Annotated in this window: 22 protein-coding genes; 11 read left to right on the forward strand and 11 right to left on the reverse strand. The window is 67.7% G+C overall.

Annotated elements, in window-relative coordinates:
- Positions 1–1,573: class I adenylate-forming enzyme family protein (locus WB508_RS05815; protein ID WP_423843938.1), on the reverse strand; the 1,573-nt coding region annotated here is incomplete at its 3' end.
- Positions 1,574–1,625: 52 nt separating this feature from the next.
- Here WB508_RS05815 and WB508_RS05820 point away from each other — a divergent pair.
- The 3 genes from WB508_RS05820 to WB508_RS05830 all read left to right on the forward strand — a co-directional run bounded on the left by WB508_RS05820 (position 1,626) and on the right by WB508_RS05830 (position 4,475).
- Entirely contained in the window at positions 1,626–2,501 is an 876-nt protein-coding gene (locus tag WB508_RS05820) for an HAD family hydrolase (protein ID WP_423843939.1), read from the forward strand.
- Between the two features lie 83 nt (positions 2,502–2,584).
- The gene (locus tag WB508_RS05825) at positions 2,585–3,292 is read left to right on the forward strand and encodes a sigma-70 family RNA polymerase sigma factor (protein ID WP_423843940.1); all 708 of its coding nucleotides are present in this window, start codon (positions 2,585–2,587) and stop codon (positions 3,290–3,292) included.
- Between the two features lie 103 nt (positions 3,293–3,395).
- On the forward strand, positions 3,396–4,475 hold the full coding sequence (locus tag WB508_RS05830) for a DUF5667 domain-containing protein (protein WP_423843941.1): 1,080 nt from the start codon (positions 3,396–3,398) through the stop codon (positions 4,473–4,475).
- A gap of 20 nt (positions 4,476–4,495) precedes the next feature.
- Here the strand turns inward: WB508_RS05830 and WB508_RS05835 are convergent, their stop codons facing one another.
- The 6 genes from WB508_RS05835 to proC form a co-directional block, all read right to left on the reverse strand.
- Positions 4,496–5,743, reverse strand: a complete 1,248-nt coding sequence (locus WB508_RS05835) for a lysophospholipid acyltransferase family protein (protein WP_423843942.1) — start codon at positions 5,741–5,743, stop codon at positions 4,496–4,498.
- Positions 5,740–6,726 carry an NAD-dependent epimerase/dehydratase family protein gene (locus WB508_RS05840; protein WP_423843943.1) on the reverse strand — a complete coding sequence of 329 codons (987 nt, stop codon included), beginning with the start codon at positions 6,724–6,726 and terminating at the stop codon, positions 5,740–5,742. The genes WB508_RS05835 and WB508_RS05840 overlap by 4 nt, the downstream gene beginning before the upstream one ends.
- 6 nt (positions 6,727–6,732) lie before the next feature.
- Complete coding sequence (locus WB508_RS05845) at positions 6,733–6,834, reverse strand: 30S ribosomal protein bS22 (RefSeq protein ID WP_019143756.1); 102 nt, start codon at positions 6,832–6,834, stop codon at positions 6,733–6,735.
- Positions 6,835–6,960: 126 nt separating this feature from the next.
- Positions 6,961–7,146, reverse strand: a complete 186-nt coding sequence (locus WB508_RS05850) for a helix-turn-helix domain-containing protein (RefSeq protein WP_423843944.1) — start codon at positions 7,144–7,146, stop codon at positions 6,961–6,963.
- A gap of 181 nt (positions 7,147–7,327) precedes the next feature.
- The gene (locus WB508_RS05855; RefSeq protein WP_423843945.1) at positions 7,328–8,503 is read right to left on the reverse strand and encodes an acetoin utilization protein AcuC; all 1,176 of its coding nucleotides are present in this window, start codon (positions 8,501–8,503) and stop codon (positions 7,328–7,330) included.
- Positions 8,504–8,512: 9 nt separating this feature from the next.
- Entirely contained in the window at positions 8,513–9,319 is an 807-nt protein-coding gene (proC, locus tag WB508_RS05860) for a pyrroline-5-carboxylate reductase (RefSeq protein WP_423843946.1), read from the reverse strand.
- Positions 9,320–9,342: 23 nt separating this feature from the next.
- On the opposite strand from proC, the gene WB508_RS05865 reads away from it, so the two are divergent.
- Positions 9,343–10,302 carry a bile acid:sodium symporter family protein gene (locus tag WB508_RS05865; RefSeq protein WP_423843947.1) on the forward strand — a complete coding sequence of 320 codons (960 nt, stop codon included), beginning with the start codon at positions 9,343–9,345 and terminating at the stop codon, positions 10,300–10,302.
- Here WB508_RS05865 and WB508_RS05870 read toward each other — a convergent pair.
- Both WB508_RS05870 and WB508_RS05875 read right to left on the reverse strand, forming a co-directional pair.
- Positions 10,277–11,062 (reverse strand): sugar phosphate isomerase/epimerase family protein, encoded by a 786-nt coding sequence (locus tag WB508_RS05870; RefSeq protein WP_423843948.1) that lies wholly within the window; start codon positions 11,060–11,062, stop codon positions 10,277–10,279. The two genes, WB508_RS05865 and WB508_RS05870, sit on opposite strands and share 26 nt — an antisense overlap.
- 42 nt (positions 11,063–11,104) lie before the next feature.
- On the reverse strand, positions 11,105–12,016 hold the full coding sequence (locus WB508_RS05875) for a Ppx/GppA phosphatase family protein (RefSeq protein ID WP_423843949.1): 912 nt from the start codon (positions 12,014–12,016) through the stop codon (positions 11,105–11,107).
- A 71-nt stretch (positions 12,017–12,087) separates the two neighbouring features.
- Here WB508_RS05875 and WB508_RS05880 point away from each other — a divergent pair, with 71 nt between their 5' ends.
- From WB508_RS05880 to disA, 6 genes are all read left to right on the forward strand, one after another.
- Entirely contained in the window at positions 12,088–12,831 is a 744-nt protein-coding gene (locus tag WB508_RS05880; protein WP_423843950.1) for a hypothetical protein, read from the forward strand.
- Positions 12,832–12,872: 41 nt separating this feature from the next.
- Entirely contained in the window at positions 12,873–13,511 is a 639-nt protein-coding gene (locus WB508_RS05885; RefSeq protein WP_423843951.1) for a VOC family protein, read from the forward strand.
- 101 nt (positions 13,512–13,612) lie between these two features.
- The gene (gene arsB, locus WB508_RS05890) at positions 13,613–14,704 is read left to right on the forward strand and encodes an ACR3 family arsenite efflux transporter (protein WP_423843952.1); all 1,092 of its coding nucleotides are present in this window, start codon (positions 13,613–13,615) and stop codon (positions 14,702–14,704) included.
- Positions 14,705–14,766: 62 nt separating this feature from the next.
- Positions 14,767–15,132 (forward strand): heat-shock protein HtpX, encoded by a 366-nt coding sequence (locus WB508_RS05895; protein ID WP_423843953.1) that lies wholly within the window; start codon positions 14,767–14,769, stop codon positions 15,130–15,132.
- A 9-nt stretch (positions 15,133–15,141) separates the two neighbouring features.
- Positions 15,142–16,524 (forward strand): DNA repair protein RadA, encoded by a 1,383-nt coding sequence (radA, locus tag WB508_RS05900; protein WP_423843954.1) that lies wholly within the window; start codon positions 15,142–15,144, stop codon positions 16,522–16,524.
- A gap of 56 nt (positions 16,525–16,580) precedes the next feature.
- Entirely contained in the window at positions 16,581–17,669 is a 1,089-nt protein-coding gene (gene disA / locus WB508_RS05905; protein WP_423843955.1) for a DNA integrity scanning diadenylate cyclase DisA, read from the forward strand.
- Here disA and WB508_RS05910 read toward each other — a convergent pair.
- Positions 17,666–18,283, reverse strand: coding sequence for a hypothetical protein (locus tag WB508_RS05910; protein ID WP_423843956.1), 618 nt, complete (start codon positions 18,281–18,283; stop codon positions 17,666–17,668). The two genes, disA and WB508_RS05910, sit on opposite strands and share 4 nt — an antisense overlap.
- 46 nt (positions 18,284–18,329) lie before the next feature.
- Here WB508_RS05910 and WB508_RS05915 point away from each other — a divergent pair, with 46 nt between their 5' ends.
- The gene (locus WB508_RS05915; protein ID WP_423843957.1) at positions 18,330–19,214 is read left to right on the forward strand and encodes an A/G-specific adenine glycosylase; all 885 of its coding nucleotides are present in this window, start codon (positions 18,330–18,332) and stop codon (positions 19,212–19,214) included.
- A gap of 18 nt (positions 19,215–19,232) precedes the next feature.
- On the opposite strand, the gene WB508_RS05920 is transcribed toward WB508_RS05915, so the two are convergent.
- The coding region (locus WB508_RS05920; RefSeq protein WP_423843958.1) for an ATP-dependent Clp protease ATP-binding subunit at positions 19,233–21,210 on the reverse strand (1,978 nt) is incomplete at its 5' end.

The following is a 21,210-nucleotide window of genomic DNA, read 5'->3' on the forward strand; positions in this document are numbered from 1 at the left end:
CTTCGGACCGGGCCAGCGCACGGAGCCGGCCCTTCTCGATCTTGCCCGTGGCCGAACGAGGCAGGCCTGACACCACGGCGATGCGCGAGGGCTGCTTGAAGCGAGCGAGCTGAGTGCGGCAGCGAGCCTCGATGGACTCGACCAACACCTCGCGATCGAGACCCGGTCCCGCCTCGACGAAGGCGACCACAGCCTCGCCGGTTTCTTCGTCGGGAAGCCCGACGACGGCCACCTGGGTCACGCCGTCAACTTCAGCGATCACGTCCTCGACCTCGGACGGGTAGACATTGAAGCCGGAGACAATGACGAGCTCGCGCAGGCGGTCCACGATCATCAGATCGCCGTCGTCGTCGATCAGGCCGATGTCGCCGGTGGCGTACCAGCCGTCAGCGTCGGGGCCGTCGACTCCGTCGGGCCAGTATCCGGAGAAGAGGTTGTCGCCGCGCAACCAGATCTGGGCGGGGTCGCCCGACGCTGCCGATGCGTCGACGGAGTCGGCCGGGGTGAGCGAGGTCTCGATGATGCGGATCTCGAGACCCGGCAGCGGATGACCCACCGAGCCGGGTTTCGGTGGATCCGTCCGCTCGCGGTCTGATGCCAGCGTGACGGCCACGACCGGGGCCGTCTCGGTGAGCCCGTATCCCTCCTCGATGAACAGACCTGAACACTCGGTGAAGGCTGCGGCGAGGTCCGGGTCGAGGGTCGAGGCTCCCGAGAGCACGGTGCGCACACCCGCAAGCTTCTCGCGCAGGTCGGTGCGGCCGGCCCACGCGGCGATGACCGGCGGTGCCAGCGGGAGGTTGGTGATGCCCTCTGCGACGATCAGATCGAGCAACCCTGCCGGGTCGAAGCCATCGATCAGCACGACGCGAGCGCCCTGGCGAGCGGCCTGCCCGAGCACCGCGTTGAGCCCATACACGTGGAACATCGGCAGCAGGCCGAGCCCGACGTCGTCAGCATCCATCGGGGGATTCTTCAGCGAAGCGACCTGCTCGATGTTGGCCAGCAGTGCCCGGTGAGTCAGCATGGCGCCACGCGGCTTGCCGCTGCTGCCCGAGGTGTACAAGATGACGGCGAGTGCCTCGGCGTCCCGTGGTGCCGCTGGCGCAGTACCACTGGCGCCAGAGAGGAACGCGTCGAAGGTTGTCTCGCCAGCGAGAGCTGCAGTCCCGTTGACGATGATCGCCGGAGCATGCTCCAGGACCGACGCCACCGCCTCGCGCACCGGGGGGGCGCCGGTCTCGTCGGCCAGCACCACCCGGGTCAGCGAGTCAGCCACCATGCGCGCGATCTCGCTGGTGGTGGAGCGGGGGTTGATCGGGACGGCGACCATGCCACCGCGCAAGATGCCGAAGTAGGCGATCGGCAGATCGATGCGGTTGGCCATGACGATGGCAACGCGGTGCCCCGCGACCAGCCCGCGAGCGGACAACCCACGGGCGACAGCATCCGCGGCGTCATCCAGTTCTCGCCACGTCACCTCGCGCCGCTCGGGGCGGAACTCCACCAGCGCGACACCATCTGGGTCGCGCTCGGCAGCCTCCCGGACCAGGTCGCTGACATTGACGATCACACGCCCGAGTCAACCACACCATCGCACGGGTGATCCCGGCTAATGTCGTGACATGTCACGAGACGGATCGGCGCCTGAACAGCGCAACCTGCGGTCCCGCTCGGTGCTGGCGGGCCAGGCCGCAGCGGCGGCCGCCGAGGTCGAACATGCCCTCGACGTCGGTCTTGACACGGGCGGCGCGGCGTTCTTCGACGTCGACAACACGATCATGCAGGGCGCGTCGATCTTCCATCTCGCTCGCGGGCTGCACCGCCGTGAATTCTTCACGACCACCGACATCGTCAAGGCCGCGTGGCAGCAGTTCTACTTTCGAGTGCTCGGCGTCGAGGACCCTGAGCACATCGACAAGGCCCGCTCCTCCGCTCTTGCCTTCATTGCCGGCCACCGCGTCAGCGAGTTGGAGCAGATCGGCGAGGAGATCTTCGACGAGAACATGGCTGACAAGATCTGGCCCGGTACCAGAGCGATTGCGCAGTGGCACCTGGATCGAGGCCAGCGGGTCTGGCTGATCACGGCGGCTCCCATCGAGATTGCCGCAGTGATCGCCCGACGGCTGGGCCTGACCGGTGCGCTGGGCACCGTCGCCGAACACGTTGACGGCGTCTACACCGGCCTCCTGGTCGGTGACATGCTGCACGGCGAGGGCAAGGCGGTCGCAGTCCGGGAGATCGCCGAGCGTGAGGGACTCGTGCTCGATGAGTGCTACGCCTACTCCGACTCCAGCAACGACCTGCCCATGTTGTCGTTGGTCGGCCACCCCTGCGCGATCAATCCGGACAGCGCCTTGCGCGCGCACGCTCGATCGAACGGGTGGCGCATCCGCGACTACCGAACCGGCCGCAAGATCATGGTGGCCAGCAGCAAGGCCGCGATGGTCGGAGCCGCGGCCGGAGGCGCCTGGAAACTGCTGCGCCAGCGTCGGTCGTGATCTAGTCCGCTCCGACTGATTCGGACGTTCAGGTGACACCAGGACTGAGGTCCCTCTAGACTACCCATGATCAGGGAGGGCCTGTGAGATCGCTTACGTCTGCGCTGCGAGTCGCCATCGCGCTGGATCTCACCTGCCTGGATGCCCGCAGCTTCGCTCTCGCGATGGCGGTGTCTGAACAGACCAACGCCTATTCTCCCCACTACGACTCGCTCGGACGGGGCGATCACGACCCAGATCCTGAGTCATCGCGCCTGCGCGCCTTGGTCGACCTCGCCAAGGCTGGCGACAGCGAGGCCTTCGGCCAGCTGTACGACCACTACGTCACGGGCATCTTCCGATTCGTCTACTACCGTGTCGGTTCCAAGCAGCTCGCCGAGGACCTCACCAGCGAGACCTTCGTGCGCGGCCTGCGGTCGATCCAACGTTTCAGCTGGCAGGGCAAGGATTTTGGCGCCTGGCTCACCACGATCGCGCGCAATCTGATCGCCGACCACTTCAAGTCGAGCCGGTCGCGTCTGGAGTTCACGACGGAGTCCATCCCCGAGGGTCGCGCCACCGCTGCCGGCCCCGAACTCGAAGTGCTCTCGCAGATCTCCAACGAGATGCTGTTCGAGGCTGTCAACGCCCTCCCGCCCGAGCAGCGCGACTGCATCCTGATGCGCTTCATCCAAGGCATGTCCATCGCGCAGACAGCGGCCGCCATCGGACGCAGCGAGGGCGCCATCAAGCAGCTACAGCTGCGCGCCGTGCGCAGTCTCGCCGGCTCCATGCCACCGGACATCCGATGACACCGCGCATTGACCCAGCATGTTGCGGACAGGCCGTAACCCCAGTCCGATGTGATTCGTTGTTCGAGACGAGAAAACAAATGACTTCCACAGAAGGACACCGATGATCCGCCGGGGCACACCACACGACGCGCAGTCGTTCGACGACGCGTGGTCCTCGCGCGATGCTTCACGTGTGCCCGCCGAGGTCGCTGAGCTGATCCGTACCGCCGAGCTCCTGTGCCGATCGGCCATCGCCGAGCCCGCCACGCAGTTCCGCACCGATCTGCGCGACCGCCTGATGACCGAGGCCGTGGACGTTCTCGTCCCGACCCCCGTAGCCGTCCACGTTGATCCTGCGTCGCGCGCCCTGGCCACCACCCCCACGTCCCCGGTCCGCCGCCGCCTTGTCGGCCTCACGGCTGCCGCGGTCGCTGCAGTCGGGTCCGTCGGCATGATCACCACCAGTGCCACCGCCGTCCCGGGCGACGTCCTGTACCCGGTCAAGCGTGGCGTCGAGTCCGTTCAGCTCGCCCTGCATCGTGACGAGTCGTCGCGTGGCGAGTTCCAGCTGAACCAGGCGCGGGAGCGACTCGCCGAGGCATGGTGGCTCGACACCAATGACCAGGACGCCCGCGTCGCAGGCGTTCTCGAAACCTTCTCCGATCAGGCAACCGAGGGCTCCACGAGCCTGTTCGCCGTGTACGGCGACGACAGCGCCACGGCCGCCATCGACACCGTCAACGACTTCGCCGCCGAGGCCACCGTCACCCTGGCCGCCTTGAGTGACGATCTTCCGGCCGATGCCCAGGCTGCCGTCGACCTCGCCGCCAGCACCGTGACCAGCTTGGCGGCGCAGGCCTCCACACTGTGCTCCGCATGCGCCCCAGCAGACCTCAGCGCCCTGATCGCGGCGATCGATGAAGCCATCAGCGCCACGCCGAACGCCCCCGCATCATCACCCGGCTCCGCGCCAGCGCCGGTGGACGAATCGGCCCTCGACCCCGCGACCTCCGGGACCGACAGTTCCTCCACATCCGTCCCAACGACTGGCGGAAGCCAGCCGGTCACTCCCCCGAGCAGCAAGACCCCCGCGCTCAAGGACGCCACCGACCCCCTGTTCGGCGGTTTACTGGGAGACGCCAATCAGGAGGGCCTGGTTCCCGGCATCCTGGGTGGCCTGCTCGGCGAGAAGAAGAACTAGCGCACGGAGCGCTCGCGGTCTCAGAAGAACGCGTTGCCGCGGTCGACCAGCAGGCGATAGAGGGTCTGCTGAATCGTCTCGCGCACTTGGTCGGTGACGTTGAACAACAGCATCGGGTCGTCAGCGGCTTCCGGCTCGTACGCGTCGGTGCGAATCGGCTCGCCGAACTCGATGATCCACTTGCTGGGCAGGGGAATCATGCCTAGCGGACCGAGCAGTGGGAAGAACGGTGTGATCGGCAGGTAGGGCACACCCAGGAGTCGGGCCAGGGACGGCACGTTGCCGATCAGCGGGTAGATCTCCTCGGCACCGACGATCGAGACGGGCACGATCGGCACCTGGGCCCGCATGGCCGATGACACGAAACCACCACGACCGAATCGCTGCAGCTTGTACCGCTCCGCGAACGGCTTGCCAATGCCCTTGAAGCCCTCGGGCCACACGCCGGCCAGCTCGCCGCCGGTGAGCAGCCGCTCAGCATCCTCGGCGCAGGCCAGCGTGGCTCCGACCTTGCGTGCGATCTGCCCGACGAACGGCAGGGAGAAGACCAGGTCGGCGCCGAGCGGCCGCAGATGCCGGCCGCTGTACTTGTGCACCGCGTACCCGGTGATGAGACCGTCAATCGGCACCGTGCCGGAGTGGTTGGCCACCAGCAGGGCGCCGCCCTCGGTGGGGATGTTCTCGACCCCGCGCACCTCGAGGCGGAACCAGCTTTCAGCCAGCGGCTCGATGGCGGCGGTGAGGACGTCGGTGATCTGGCGGTCGAAGCCGAACTCGTCGACCTCGTAGTCACCGCTGAATCGGCGGCGGAGGGTCGCCAGCAGCACTGCCAGGCGGGAGTCCCAGTCGCTGCCCAGCACCCGCTGGGCGCCTTGAATCAGTGCCGCCACGAGATCGTCGAGGGGAATGCCCGCCGCAAGCGGTGTTGCGCCGGCCGTGCGGGTCTCGCGCTCGGCCTCCTCAGCGGCGCGGGCCGCCGCTGCAGCAGCGTCCTCGTCGGTGACTGCGCGCAGGCGCGGACGTGGTGCGGACGTGGAGGCGGTCGGCTGCTTCTTCGGGGGTGCCTTCTTCGCGGGTGCCTTCTTCGCGGGAGCCTTCTTCGCCGATGCCTGCTTCGCGGGTGCCTTCTCCTGCTGCGGGACGGCCTTCTTCACAGGAGGCTTGCGAGGTGCCGCGGCACCACCAGCCAGGCTGCGCGCGGCGGCCGACGGTGATGTCTTGCCGCCACGGCCGGGACGGCCGCCGGAGCCAATGGTCTTGTTGCTCATGCGGTACCTCCGAAGGACGCCAGTATGCCTGGACGAATCTGCTGGCGGAACTGCTCGAAGACCTCGGCCGAGGTGTACATCGGCTCGTAGCCGAAGATCTCGCGGAGGGCAGCGTTGTCCAGCACCCGGCCGTACGTGAGCAGGCGGTGCAGGTCAGGGGGCACGTCTGCGCCGGCGGCGCGGATGACACGGCGGGCGGCGATGGCCAGCCCAAGAGGGGGCAGCGGGATGACGGGGCGACCGAGACGACGGGCGGCCTGACTCAGCAGGACCACGCCGTCGGCGCACAGGTTGAACGTGCCGGGACGGTCCTCGAGGACTGACTCGGTCAGCACCGCGAGGGCGTCCTCCAGGTGCAGGAACTGCAACCTCGGGTCGAAGCCGAGCGACGAAGGAAGGACCGGTGCGGCGAAGTAGTCGCCCAACGGCGAGCGCATGGCGGGGTCGAGGATCTGCGACGCACGCAGCGTCGTGATGATGACGTCGGGGCGCCGCCGGGCAAACCCCCGCACGTACGACTCCACCTCGACGATGTCCTTGGGGAACCCGCTGCGCACGCCGCCGCGGGCCAGCATCGATTCCTTCCACATCGCCGGATCGCGTGGGGAGGTGCCGTACACCGCCGAGGACGATCCGAGCACGAACTTGGCGACCGTGCTGGACCGCTGGCACGCAGCCAACAGCTGCATCGTGCCGATGACGTTCAGCTCCTTGGAGCCGCTGCCGCCCGTCCGGGTGCGATGCGGATTGACGTCCAGGTGCACGACGGTGTCGACGTGCTCGACGGCCAGCACCTTGCCGATGACCGGCGTTCGAATGTCGGCTCGGACAAACTTCGTCCCGCCGAGATCGCCGGGCGGCACGACCGTGTCGATGCCGATGACCCGCGAGATGTCGCCGGCCTCCCCGATCTCAGCGAGCCGACGCGCTGCCACGGAAGCGAACGGATTCGCGACTCCCGTGACCAGGACAACCCGGCCCATGACCTACTACTTGCCCAGACGGCGTCGCTGCACGCGTGTGCGCTTGAGCATCTTGCGGTGCTTCTTCTTCGACATCCGCTTGCGACGCTTCTTGATGACAGAACCCACGAGGCACACTCTCTTGTCGGCCTGACCGACGATTTTGCCGCCGGCCGACCGCCGACGAAGATCGTCGTCAGCCTACACGCAGACCTGCGGTCGCCCGAGGGGCGACCGCAGGTGGAGAGATCGGTGTCAGCCGGCCTGAAAGAACGACTTGCCGAGGAATTCCTCGACAGCCTCCTCAGGGACCCGGAAGGATCGGCCGACCCGGACTGCTTCGAGCTCCCCGGAGTGAACGAGCCGGTACACGGTCATCTTCGACACGCGCATCTGGGCCGCCACTTCTGCAACCGTCAAGAATGTCTGTCCGGCTGTCATGTCGCACCTGCTTCCTGAGCGGCACGCGCGCTCTCTGGCTTCCCCACCAGAGATACTGCGCGCGTGCCTGGATGAAGGATAGTGCCTCACGGTACGCAAGGGACAGGGGTTACCAAAATATTAGGGCAGAAAGGCCCTTGGGGGTCGATGTGCGCACGATGAGCCCCACAGCTGACGATCGTCAGTAGTGCGGGTCAAGACCGTGCAGGGGGAAAACCGCTTCGCGAGTGGCGTGGATGGAACGATCGAGCCAGCTGGCGGGATCGTACCCCTGCTCCCACCCGCGATACCCGGGCACTCGACCGTCGGTCATCGTGGTGCGCGCCGCCGATCCCCGCATCCGGGCGACTCGTTCACGCCAGTGCTGCGGCGTCAGCGCCGCTGGATCGAGCGGGTGGCCCGAGACGATTGACAGCAGGTGAGCCCACGCCCGCGGCACGACGTCCATGACGGCATATCCACCGCCGCCCGTGGCCACCCACTTGCCCCCGCAGACCTCCTCGGCGAGATCGCGGAGCGCCAGGTACGACGCGCGCTGGCCGTCCAGCGACAGCATCAGGTTGGTCAGCGGGTCGTCCATGTGCGAGTCGCAGCCGTGCTGCGTGACCAGGATGTCTGGAGCGAACTCGCGCACCACGGCCGGCACCGTCGCGTGGAAAGCGCGCAGCCAGCCCGCGTCGGACGTGCCGGGCGGGAGCGGCACGTTGACGGCCGACCCCTCGGCACCCTCGCCTCCGACCTCGGTGGAGTAGCCCGTTCCTGGGAACAGTGTCTGAGGGCCCTCGTGGATCGAGACGGTCAGGACGCGAGGGTCGTTCCAGAACATCTTCTGGACGCCGTCCCCGTGGTGGGCGTCGACGTCGACGTACGCAACTTTCTGGGCCCCATGTGCCAGCAGCCAGTCGATGGCCACCGCGATGTCGTTGTAGATGCAGAAGCCGCTGGCGTTGCTCGGCATCGCATGGTGCAGTCCGCCGGAGACGTTGACGGCACGAGGGGCCTGTCCGGTCCACACGCGGCGCGCCGCTTCGACGCTGGCACCTGCAATCAGCGCGCTGGCCTCGTGCATGTGACCAAAGACAGGATTGTCCTCGCTGCCCAGACCGACGGAGAGATCGATCTGCGACGGGCGGGCGCTCAGCTGTTGGACCCGCTCGATGTACTGCGGCGAGTGCACCCGGGCGAGGTCATCGTCGGTGGCGGCGGAGGCGCCCACCACGTCGACATGCTCCAGGACCCCCATCTCGCGAGCGAGGGCCATCGTGAGGTCGATCCGCACCGGGGCCATCGGGTGCGACGGCCCAAAGTTGTAGGAGGTCAGCTGCTCGTCGAAGACGACGCAGGCGCGGTCGGGCATGCTCCGACCCTATGCCGGGCCGGAGAGCTCGGCCGACCGGGCCGCCGCGGCCGCAATGGCAGCTCGAACACCGTCGTGCACGCCACGCTCATCGAGCGTCACGATGGCGGCGTGGGTGGTGCCGTGGGGAGACGTGACGCGTGCGCGCAGCTGTTCGGCGGTGTCCTCGCCCCCCGCCAGCAGCTGTGCCGCGCCCAGCACGGTCTGCGTGGCCAGGATCCGGGCGGTCCCGGGGTCGAGGCCCGCGTCGACACCACCGGCGATCATCGCCTCAGCGAGATAGAAGACGTAAGCAGGGCCTGAGCCAGACACACCGGTGACCGCGTCCTGCTGGCTCTCATCGACCACGACCACCTTGCCGCCCGCTTCGAGCATCGAGACCACCGCGGCCATCTGCTCGTCCGACACGAACGTGCCCGGCGAGATCCCGAACATGCCCTCTCCGATCAGTGCCGGGGTGTTGGGCATGGCGCGCACGACGGCGACCCCATCGGCCAGGATCGACTCCATGGTGTCGATGCGGATGCCGGCAGCCAGCGAGACGACGGTCGAGCCCGGCCGCACCGCGTCCGCGATCTCCTCCAGAAGATCAGGGACGTCCTGCGGCTTGACCACCAGCAGCACGATGTCGGCGCCACGGGCAGCAGTCGCGTTGTCCGTGACCTCGACGCCGTGCTTCTCGCGCAGCTCTTCGGCCCTGTCGACGCGCTTCTCGCTGATGACGAGGTCACGTGCGGGGTGACCGGCGGACAGGATCGCCGAGAGCAACGTCTCGCCCATCACTCCTGCGCCGAGGACAGCGATCCGGTGAGTCATGCGTTCCACACTAGTGTCGGGTCGTGCGCTGGCGTCCGGACCCATTCATCGCGACCCTGCTCGCCGCAGCGCTGATCGGGTCACTCCTGCCCGCGACCGGCCATGGACTCGACCTGCTCAAGCAGGTCAGCGTGCTGGTGATCGGTGGCCTGTTCTTCCTGTACGGAGCCCGGCTGTCGACGACTCAGACGCTCGCTGGACTGAGCCATTGGCGGCTCCAGCTGACCGTGCTGGCGACGACATTCGTGGCCTTCCCACTTCTGGGCCTCGCGTTTCACCAGATCCTCTCGGGACGCCTGCTGACCCCCGGACTGGCCAGCGGCGTGTTGTTGCTGTGCCTGGTCCCATCCACCGTGCAGTCGTGCGTCGTCTACACGCGGATCGCCGGTGGCAACGTGCCGGCAGCCGTGGTGGGCGCCTCGCTGTCCAGCATGCTGGGGGTCTTCCTGACTCCTGCACTGGTCGCGTCGCTGATGGCCGCCGACGCTGGGGTCGACGCCGGATCGGTCGTGCGGATCGTCCTGCAGCTGTTCGTGCCATTCCTGTTCGGCCAGCTGATGCGGCCCAGGGTGGGTGGCTGGATCCGGCGGCACGAGACGGGTCTGACGTTCTACGACCGCGGGAGCATCGTGCTGGTCGTGTTCGTCGCGTTCAGCAAGGGCGCCGAATCAGGCGTGTGGTCCGATCAGAGCGTCTGGTCGGTGCTGTCGGTCACCGGCGTGTGCGGCGTGATCCTTGCCCTCGCGATCGGCTGGAGCGTGTTGGTGGGACGAGTCTTCGGGTTCTCGCGAGCCGATCGGATCACCCTGGTGTTCTGCGGATCGAACAAGAGTCTGGCCAGCGGCCTGCCGATCGCCACGGTGCTGTTTCCCGGCGGCGACGTCGCCCTGATCGTGTTGCCGCTGATGCTGTTTCACCAGCTGCAGATCATGGCCGGCGCGGTGCTCGCGCCGCGGATCAGGACGAGAGGTGACGGCGCGTGAAGTCGAGCGCCTCGACAAGGTCCCTCTCGCGCTCGTTCTGGTCCTTGGCCTTGCGGGTGTTGATCTCGACGACGACCTCGCCGGAGAAGTTCGACGTGCCAATCAAGGCCAGGAATTCGGCGCAGGGCTGGTTGCCGCGACCTGGGATGAGGTGCTCGTCCTTGACCGACCCGGAGCCGTCGGCGATGTGCACGTGCGCGAGCCGATCGCCCAGGTCGTGCACCAGCGCCAGCGGATCCTGACCAGCTGTCGACGTGTGCGACAGGTCGACCGTGACGTGGTCATACGTCTCGTCGAGCGGATTCCAGCCGGGCGCGTAGGCCTGGAACTCTCGCTTGCCCGTGCGCCACGGATACATGTTCTCGACCCCGAAGGCGATGTCGTACTCGTGCTCGAGGTCGCGTACTCCGTCGACGAAACCGCGGGCGTACTCCCGCTGCCACCGAAAGGGTGGATGAACCACGATCATCGCTGCGCCGACCTCGTGGGCCATCTCGGCGGACCGGCGGAGCTTGCCCCACGGGTCACTGCCCCACACCCGCTGCGTGACGAGCAGACACGGTGCGTGCACTGACACGACCGGGATCTCGTGGAATGAGCTCAGCGCCTTGATCGCGGTGACATCGGCGCTGACATCGTCGATACCGACCATGACCTCGACCCCGTCGTAGCCCAGCCGAGCGGCCATCTCGAACCCACTGGCCGTCGATCCTGGGTAGACCGAGGAGGTCGACAGCGAGACGCGAGGACTGATGGACACATGTCCACACTAGGACGGTCGACCGAACCCGACATCGTCAGGTCACAGCTGGTCGAGGTGCTGCAGCAGCACGCCTTCTCGAAGCGCCCACGGGCAGATCTCGAGCTCGTCAAGCTCGAACAGGTCCATCGTGGCCTCGGCCACGATGGCTCCGGCACGCATCTGGTGGGCACGGTCCGAGGAGACACCGGGCAGCTGGGCGATCTGGTCGTTGGTCAACGTCCCGAGGCGTCCCACGAGCGGTTCGAGCTCAGCACGGACGAGGTTGCGGGCCACGTACTGGCCTTCTCGAGACGGCGGGGCGCCGAGCATGCGAGCCAGCGATCGAAATGTCTTGCTGGTGGCGACGGCCCGGTCGAAGGCACCGCCCCGCCGGATCGGTCCTGCCTGGTCGGCGATCGCGGCACGCACGTGGGCGCGCAGCTCCGCCGTCGTCTGGCCGGTGTCGAGCCACTCGCGGGTCAGTCGGCCGGCTCCCAGCGGTACGGAGGTGGCGACGTCGGGAGTCTCGTCGGACCCGACGGCCACTTCCAACGAGCCGCCGCCGATGTCGAAGACGCCGAGCCGTCCGGCAGACCAGCCGAACCAGCGGCGCACGGCCAGAAATGTCAGCCGGGCCTCGTCGGCTCCAGCCAGCACCTGCAGATCGACGCCACCGACCTCGTTGACCCGCGCGATGACGTCATCGGCGTTGGCCGCGTCACGCACCGCCGACGTGGCGAAGGCGAGGATCGTCGAACAACCCTTGTCCTCGGCCGCGGCCCGGGCGGAGGTCACGTAGTCGACGAGTCGCTGGATCCCCTTCTCGGTGACCGCGTTCTGCTCGTCGAGGTGCTCGGCCAGCCGCAGCGGTTCCTTCAGCGAGTGAGCTGGGACGGGGGGGCCGCCGCGAAATCCGTCGACCACCAGCAGGTGGCCGGTGTTGGATCCGATGTCAAGCACGCCGATGCGCATGCTGGCCAGTCTTTCACCTCGCGGGCGCAGGGGCAGACCCGCGGCCACCGCAGCGGCTCTACAGTGACGGGATGCCTGAAGTCGATCTCGGATTCCCCCGCACTCACGTGGAGTTCACCAACCCCACCGACGAGGCCGAGGTGTTCCGATGTGATCTGACCTGGCTCACGTCGCGCTGGACGTGCATCTTCGGACAGGGCTGCCCCGGCATCTATGAGTCGAGCCCCGACGCCGGCTGCTGCACTCTGGGGGCCCACTTCGCCGACGACGCCGACCACCAGCGGGTCGCCGCGGTGGTCGAACGGCTGACTCCCGACGACTGGGAGCGACACGACGATGGCCGAGCCGACGGGTGGACCGAGACCGATGACGAGGGCGATCTGAAGACCCGCGCACTCGATGGCGCTTGCATCTTCCACAACTCACGCGGGTTCGCCGGCGGCTACGGATGCGCCCTGCACGGACACGCGCTGCGGATGGGCACCAAGCCGCACGCCGCCAAGCCGGATGTGTGCTGGCAGCTACCGCTGCGTCGACAGTTCCGCGACGTGGATCGCGGCGATGGCTCGACCTACACCGAGACCACGATCGGCGAGTACACCCGCGCTGGTTGGGGCCCCGGCGGCGCCGACCTGGACTGGTACTGCTCGTCGAACACCGAGGCACACGTCGGCTCCGAGCCGGTGTACGTGTCCAATCGCGACGAGCTGGTCGAGCTCATGGGCGAGGCGGCCTACCAGATGCTCGCGCAGTTCTGCGCTGAATTCGACCGCGGTGGGCCCCATACTCCTCACCTCGCGGACCCTGCACGCTGACCCCCCGATCCGCTCGATCGGCCGAGCGGTAACAATGCCATATGCACCTCGATCACATCTCGTTCGCCGCGGGCCCCGGTGGCCTCTCCGCGACGACCGATGAGCTCGGCACAGCACTGGGCGCTTCGTTCCTCGACGGCGGAGCGCACCCTCGCTTCGGTACCCGCAACATGATCCTCCCGCTGGCGAACCGCCAGTACCTGGAGGTGGTCGATGTCCTGGACCACCCCGCCTCGGACAAGGCCGCCTTCGGCCAGTTCGTGCGCGAGCGAACCGATGCCGGCGGTGGCTGGATGGCGTGGTGTGTTGCCGTCGACGACATGACCGAGGTCGAGCGCCGCATCGGCCGGCACGCCGTGCCCGGCAACCGCCGCCGCCCTGACGGCTTCAACCTGCAATGGCGCCAGATCGGCACGAGCAGCACCAAGGCCGACCCCCAGCTGCCCTACGTCACCTGCTGGGACATCGACCCCTCCGAACACCCCTCGCAGATGGCCCCGTCCAACATCACCTTGACCGCACTCGACATCGCCGGTTCGCCGGAGCGCCTGTCGGACTGGCTCGGAGAGCCAGCCATCGACGCCCTGGGCGACATCGAGGTCAACTGGACCGCGCCGAACGGGGTCCCAGGCATCATGGCCGCCACGTTCTCCTCACCCGCCGGAGAAGTTCGCATCTAGAGGGCGCGGACACGACCGGTGGGTCCCTCGCGGTAGATTTGCCTCATCGATCACCATCGATGCACTGTCCGCCGACGAGCCCCACCCTGAGGACCACCACCGTGAGCGACGCCGTCGATACGAGCCATACGGACACGACCGATCCGGTCGTGGCACGCCTGTCGCGGCTCGATCGCTTCCTGCCGGTCTGGATCATTCTGGCGATGGCCCTCGGCCTCGTCCTGGGTCGGACCTCCAACAGCTTGACGTCGATGCTGGACTCGCTCACGATCGGGTCGATCTCCGCGCCGATCGCCATCGGGCTGCTGGTGATGATGTACCCGGTGCTGGCCAAGGTGCGGTACAGCGAGACGTCCCGGATCACGGGCGACCGGCGCCTGCTCGGTGCCTCGCTCGTCATGAACTGGCTGATCGGACCCGCGCTGATGTTTGCGCTGGCGTGGCTGATGCTGCCCGATCTACCGGAGTACCGTACCGGGCTGATCATCGTCGGTCTGGCCCGTTGCATCGCCATGGTGCTGATCTGGAACGACCTGGCGTGCGGGGATCGCGAGGCTGCCGCAGTCCTGGTCGCCATCAACTCGGTCTTCCAGGTGTTCGCCTTCGCAGCGCTGGGCTGGTTCTACCTGCAGGTTCTGCCCAGCTGGTTGGGTCTGGCGACGACCAGCGCCGACTTCTCGGTGTGGGCCATCACGATCAGCGTGCTGGTCTTCCTCGGCATTCCGTTGGCTGCCGGCTTCGCCACCCGACACATCGGCGAGCGCGTCAAGGGACGCGAGTGGTACGAGAGGACCTTCCTGCCCCGGCTCGGCCCGTGGGCCCTCTACGGCCTGCTGTTCACGATCGTCCTGCTGTTCGCGCTGCAGGGCGACGCCATCACCAGCAATCCGTGGGACGTGGCGCGCATCGCGCTGCCGTTGCTGGCCTATTTCGCCATCACCTTCACGATCGGCATGGTGATGGGACACCGTCTCGGCCTCGGCTACGCCAAGACCGCCACGCTGGCCTTCACCGCGGCGGGCAACAACTTCGAGCTCGCGATTGCCGTCGCGATCGGCACCTTCGGCGCCACCTCCGGACAGGCACTGGCCGGTGTGGTGGGACCGCTGATCGAGGTCCCGGTGCTCGTCGGCCTGGTCTACGTGTCCTTGTGGGCGCGCTCGTTCTTCTCCGTCCCCGCCCCGGAGGCGTGATGACCCGCACCAAGCCCCCCAGCGTCCTGTTCGTGTGCGTTCACAATGCGGGCCGATCACAGATGGCTGCCGGATTCCTGCAGGAGATGTCCGGCGGCACCGTCGCGGTGCTCTCCGCGGGCTCCATGCCGGGCTCCCAGGTCAACCCGGTTGCCGTCGAGGCGATGGCGGAAGTCGGCATCGACATCGCCGGCGAGCAGCCCAAGAAGTTGTCGTCGGAGGCCGTCGAAGCCTCCGACGTCGTCATCACGATGGGGTGCGGCGATGAGTGCCCGTACTTTCCGGGCACCCGCTACGAGGACTGGGAGCTGACCGATCCCGCGGGACAGGGCATCGAGGTCGTGCGAGCCGTTCGCGACGAGATTCAGATCCGGGTCGCCGCCCTCGTCGCGTCCTTGTCCGACGGTGATGTCAGCCCCCTCACCTAGGCTGGCGCCATGGCGTCGACCAAGTCCGTGAAGCCGGTCCCGTACGTCTGCGCCGACTGCGGGTGGACCACACCCAAGTGGGTCGGTCGCTGCGGGGAGTGTCAGGCATGGGGCACGGTCGACCTCGCCGCACCTTCTCGCTCCGCAGGTCGCACGCAGCCCGCTGCCGTGTCGTCGACCGCTCTGCCGATCACTCAGGTGCAGATCGAGTCGGCCCGCGCCACCGGCTCGGGCATCGGTGAGCTCGACCGCGTGCTCGGCGGCGGTGTGGTCCCCGGTGCAGTCCTGTTGCTGGCCGGCGAGCCCGGGGTCGGCAAGTCGACCCTCCTGCTCGAGGTCGCTGCCCGGTGGGCGCGGTCGGGCCGTCGCACCCTCTACGTGACCGGCGAGGAGTCTGCCGCGCAGGTCCGTCTGCGGGCTGAGCGCACCGGCGCTCTGGACGACCACCTGTACCTGGCGGCCGAGACCGATCTCGGCGGCGTGCTCACCCATGTCGAGACGGTGCAGCCCACCTTGCTGATCGTCGACTCCGTGCAGACCATCGGATCAGCCGACATCGAAGGTGTCCCCGGCGGCGTCACCCAGGTGCGCGAGGTCGCGGCCGCGGTCATCCAGCGCGCCAAACGCGAGAACATCGCCACGCTGCTGGTCGGCCATGTCACGAAGGACGGCTCGGTCGCCGGGCCGCGCGTGCTCGAGCACCTGGTGGACGTCGTCCTGCAGTTCGAGGGTGACCGCGCCTCGCGATTGCGCCTGCTGCGTGCCGTCAAGAACCGTTTCGGTCCTGTTGACGAGATCGGGTGCTTCGATCTCGTCGACGACGGCATCGTCGAGGTGCCCGATCCCACCGGGCTGTTCGTCTCCCGGCACGACTCCCCCGTCACCGGCACCTGCGTCACCGTCACGATGGAAGGTCGTCGGCCGTTGCTCGCCGAGGTTCAGGCCTTGAGCGTCGAGACCAAGAATCCGTCGCCGCGTCGCACCTCCAGCGGCCTCGATTCCTCCCGCATGGCGATGGTCCAGGCCGTGCTCACCAAGCACTGCAAGCTCGACCTCTCCCACCACGACACCTACACCGCCACGGTGGGCGGTGCGCGGCTGTCCGAGCCGTCGGTCGACCTTGCGGCCGCCGTGGCTCTGATGTCGGCACACACCGACCGCATCGCCCCAGCCGATCTTGTCGCGATCGGCGAGGTCGGGCTCGCCGGCGAGGTCAGACCCGTCACGCATCTCACCGCACGGCTCCGCGAGGCGGAGCGCATTGGATTCACTCGCGCCGTGGTGCCGGCGGGGTCCGAGGGCATCGACGCATTCACCGGAAGTATTGCCGTCACCGCAGTCCGCAACGTCGCCGAGGCCATGGCCGTGCTCGCGGGGCCTGCCCCGTACTGAACGCCCTACACTGAACCAGACAAGACACAGAGTCTTGAACAGAAGGCGAGAGTTCCGTGCTCGGATCCGAGCGACCCGGTGTCGATGATGATCTGCTGCGCGGTGCGCTGGGTTCGATCGCGCCCGGCACCACCCTCCGCGAAGGCCTCGAGCGCATCCTGCGCGGCCGGACGGGCGCCTTGGTCGTCGTCGGTCTCGACAAGGCAGTCGAGCAGATCTCGACCGGCGGTTTCGTGCTCGACATCCCGTTCACGGCCACGGCGCTGCGCGAGCTGGCCAAGATGGACGGCGCCATCATCGTGGACCGCGACGCCACGCGGATCCTGCGGGCCGGAGTCCACCTCATGCCTGATCCGTCCATCCCCACTGACGAAACCGGCACCCGGCACCGCACAGCAGATCGGGTGTCCCGGCAGACCGGGCTTCCGGTCATCTCGGTGTCGGCTTCCATGCACATCATCGCTTTGTACCTCGGATCGGCCCGGTACGTCCTGGAAGACACCGCCGCCGTGCTGGGTCGCGCCAACCAGGCACTGCAGACACTCGAGCGGTACCGCAGCCGGCTCGACGAGGTCTCTGATGCTCTGTCCGCCCTCGAGATCGAGGATCTCGTCACGGTGCGTGACGTCGCGGCTGTCGCCCAACGTCTTGAGATGGTCAGCCGCATCGCCAGGGAGATCGAGGCCTACGTGCTCGAGCTCGGCGCCGATGGCCGACTGCTGTCGTTGCAGCTCGATGAGCTGATCGGTGGCGTCGACACCGAACGTCAGCTGATCGTTCGCGATTACATGCCCACCGGACGGCGAACTCGTTCGACCGAGGAGGTGCTGGCCGAGATCGCGACGCTCGACTCTTCCGTCCTCGTCGACCTCGGCACGGTGGCGGCTGCGCTGCGCATCGGGTCGTCGGAAGCACTCGACAGCCCGTTGGCGCCTCGAGGGTATCGCCTGCTGGCCCGGGTGCCGCGGATGCCGGCCGCGGTCGTTGACCGGCTGGTCGAGCACTTCGGCTCGTTGCAAAAATTGCTCGCGGCCACGGTCGAGGACCTGCAGGCCGTGGAGGGAGTCGGCGACCTCCGTGCGCGCGGCGTGCGCGAGGGCCTGTCCCGGCTGGCCGAGTCGAGCATTCTGGAGAGGTACGTCTAGCTCTTCTTCGGCTTGGGTGGAGCGTCCAAGGTGAAGCCCACTTCGCCGGGCTCGCCGCCGAGGGTGCCGATCTGCACGGAGTAGCGGCCCGGTCGGACGAAGCTTTCGCTGCCGCCGCAAGCCCGCCCTGTTCCGCGCCCGGACCACGCCGTGGGTTCGACCGTCGCCCACCCCCCACCGGCCAGCTGAACGGGCTCGGTCAGCAAGGACCTCGTGCACAGCGTCGAGTCCCAGACGGGCTTGTCGTTGGCGCTGATGACAGCGATCACGTCCGCGTCCGACGGTTGCAGCGTGCACGGTCCCTTCTGGGTCGTGCTGATGACCAGGTTGATCTGCACGGAGGAGCCTGTCCGCTGGTCGGCAGGAACGCTCGGCGTGATCCGCACCTTCTGGGGGTCGCAGGCGCGGTCGTCGGAGGCCAGGGTGATCTCGAAGGCGCCGTCGGTCGGAACTGCCGCCGGAAGCGGCACCGGGGCGGTGGTGGCGGTGGGTTCTGGAACCGCTGTCTCGCCAGCGGTGAGCCGAAGCGCCAGCCAGACGCCGGCGATGACCAGCGCCACCAAGACCATCCGACGACGCCAGTAGACCGCGGCAGGTGTCGGTCGTCGGCTCACACCGCCACGCTATCCGCGCGCGGGGGCGTGAAAGGATCGGCGCGCCATGACACCCCTCCCGATCGCCGCTCGTGCCCTGTTGCACGAGCGCGTCACCAGCTGGTTCGACACCGACGCGCGCGTGCTTCCGTGGCGATCCGATCCGCATCCGTGGGCCGTGATGGTCTCGGAGTTCATGTTGCAGCAGACGCCCGTGGCACGGGTGCTGCCGATCTTCACCGTGTGGATGCAGCGCTGGCCGACCCCGGCCGCCCTGGCTGCCGAATCGACTGGCGAGGCCGTCCGTGCGTGGGGTCGGCTCGGCTATCCGCGTCGAGCACTCCGCCTGCACGCCGCCGCCACGGCGATCGTCGAGGACCACGGCGGGGCGGTGCCGTCGGATCGAAGCGCTCTGCTCGCGCTGCCGGGCGTGGGCCACTACACCGCCGGCGCCATCGCCTCGTTCGCCTTTGCCGACCGACAGGTCGTGCTCGACACCAATGTGCGGAGAGTCTTCGCCCGCGTCGTGTCAGGTGTCCAGTTCCCGGCAGACGCTGTCACAGCTGCCGAACGAGAACTGGCTCACGACCTGCTCCCGACCACGGATGCGCACGTGTGGGCAGCGGCGAGCATGGAGCTCGGCGCCGTGATCTGCACGGCCCGGTCTCCTCGGTGCGAGCAGTGTCCGGTGCGGGATCTGTGTCGGTGGCGAGCTGCGGACTTCCCCGAGCACGACGGCCCCCCGCGGCGCGGTCAAGCGTGGGCGGGAACCGACCGGCAGTGTCGCGGTGCGTTGATGGCGGTGCTGCGGGACAGCCCCGGACCGGTACAGCGTCCCGTGCTCGAGGCCGCGTGGGCGCAGCCCGAGCAACGGGAACGCTGTCTGGACTCCTTGGTGGCCGATGGTCTCGTCGAACCGCTCGACGACGACGTGTTTCAGCTGCCTGCCTGAGGTCCGTGCGGCGACCTGCTACTCGCTGCTGGCACCAGCCTCGACCGCCGCCGGCGCGGCGACCTCCTCCAGCTCCAGCGTGGCCTTGTCGCGACCCTCGAAGGTGAAGATGGCTTCGGGCCCTTCTCCCTCGACGTCGACCAGAACCATCTGACCGGCACGCAGCTCGCCGAACAGCAACTTCTCGGCCATGACGTCTTCGATCTCGCGCTGGACGGCGCGCCGCAGCGGACGTGCACCGAGCAGCTTGTCGAAGCCACGCACTGACAGCAGCTCGCGCGCGGCGGTGGTCAGCTCGATGCTCATGTCCTTCTCGGCCAGACGCTTCTCCAGCGAGTCGATCATCATGTCGACCATCTGCAGGATCTCGTCCTGCGTGAGCTGCGGGAAGACCACGACTTCGTCGACGCGGTTGATGAACTCAGGCCTGAACTGCTTCTTGAGCTCAGCCTTCACCATGTCGCGCATCTTGATGTACGAGCCGGCGACGTCGTTGGCCTGGCTGAAGCCCAGATTCACGCCCTTGGAGATCTCACCGGAGCCCAGGTTGGTGGTCATGATGATGACGGTGTTCTTGAAGTTGACCACGCGCCCCTGACCGTCGGTGAGGTGTCCCTCCTCGAGCACCTGCAACAGCGAGTTGAAGATGTCCGGATGGGCCTTCTCGATCTCGTCGAACAGCACCACGCTGAACGGCTTGCGGCGGACCTTCTCGGTGAGCTGGCCGCCCTCTTCGTACCCCACGTAGCCCGGAGGTGAGCCGAACAGTCGCGAGACGGTGTGCTTCTCGCTGTACTCGCTCATGTCGAGCTGGATCAGTGCTTCGTCATCGCCGAACAAGAAGTTGGCCAGCGCCTTGGACAACCACGTCTTGCCGACACCAGAGGGTCCAGCGAAGATGAACGATCCGCCGGGACGCTTGGGGTCCTTCAGACCGGCGCGCGAACGCCGGATGGCCCGAGACAGCGCCTTGATGGCTTCGTCCTGGCCGATGACCCGCTTGTGGAGCTCTTCTTCCATGTGAAGCAGTCGGCTGGACTCCTCCTCGCTGAGCTGACCGACCGGAATACCCGTGGCCTTGGCCAGAACCTCGGCGATGAGGTGTTCGTCGACCACCGCGACGGTGTCGAGGTCGCCAGACTTCCAGGCCTTCTCCCGCTCCCCCTTGGCGTTGATGAGCTTCTTCTCCTCATCGCGCAGCGCGGCAGCGGCCTCGAAGTCCTGCGCGTCGATGGCCCCCTCCTTGCGCATGCGGACGTCGGCGATCTGCTCGTCGAACTCCTTGAGCTCTGGCGGCGCCGCCATGCGGCGGATCCGAAGACGCGCGCCGGCCTCGTCGATGAGGTCGATCGCCTTGTCCGGGAGGAACCGGTCCGAGACGTAGCGATCGCCCATGATGGCCGCTGCGGACAAGGCGTCGTCGGTGATCGAGACGCGGTGGTGCGCCTCGTACCGATCGCGCAGACCCTTGAGGATCGCGACGGTGTCAGCGACTGACGGCTCATCGACGAGGATGGGCTGGAAGCGGCGGTTGAGCGCCGCATCCTTCTCGAAGTGCTTGCGGTACTCATCCAGGGTCGTGGCACCGATGGTCTGCAGCTCTCCGCGAGCCAGCATCGGCTTGAGGATGCTGGCCGCGTCGATGGCGCCCTCAGCGGCTCCGGCACCGACCAGCGTGTGGATCTCGTCGATGAACAAGATGATGTCGCCGCGGGTGCGGATCTCCTTGAGCACCTTCTTCAGGCGTTCCTCGAAGTCACCGCGGTACCGCGAGCCGGCGACCAGCGCGCCGAGGTCGAGCGTGTAGATGTGCTTGTCTCGGAGCGTCTCGGGCACGTCGCCGCGGACGATGTCCTGGGCGAGGCTCTCCACGACGGCGGTCTTGCCCACACCGGGCTCGCCAACCAGAACCGGATTGTTCTTCGTCCGGCGCGACAGGGTCTGCATGACGCGCTCGGCCTCGTCCTCGCGGCCGATGACCGGGTCGAGCTTGCCC

Origin of the sequence: Aeromicrobium sp. (assembly GCF_049586495.1) — a bacterium.
Lineage (GTDB): Bacteria > Actinomycetota > Actinomycetes > Propionibacteriales > Nocardioidaceae > Aeromicrobium.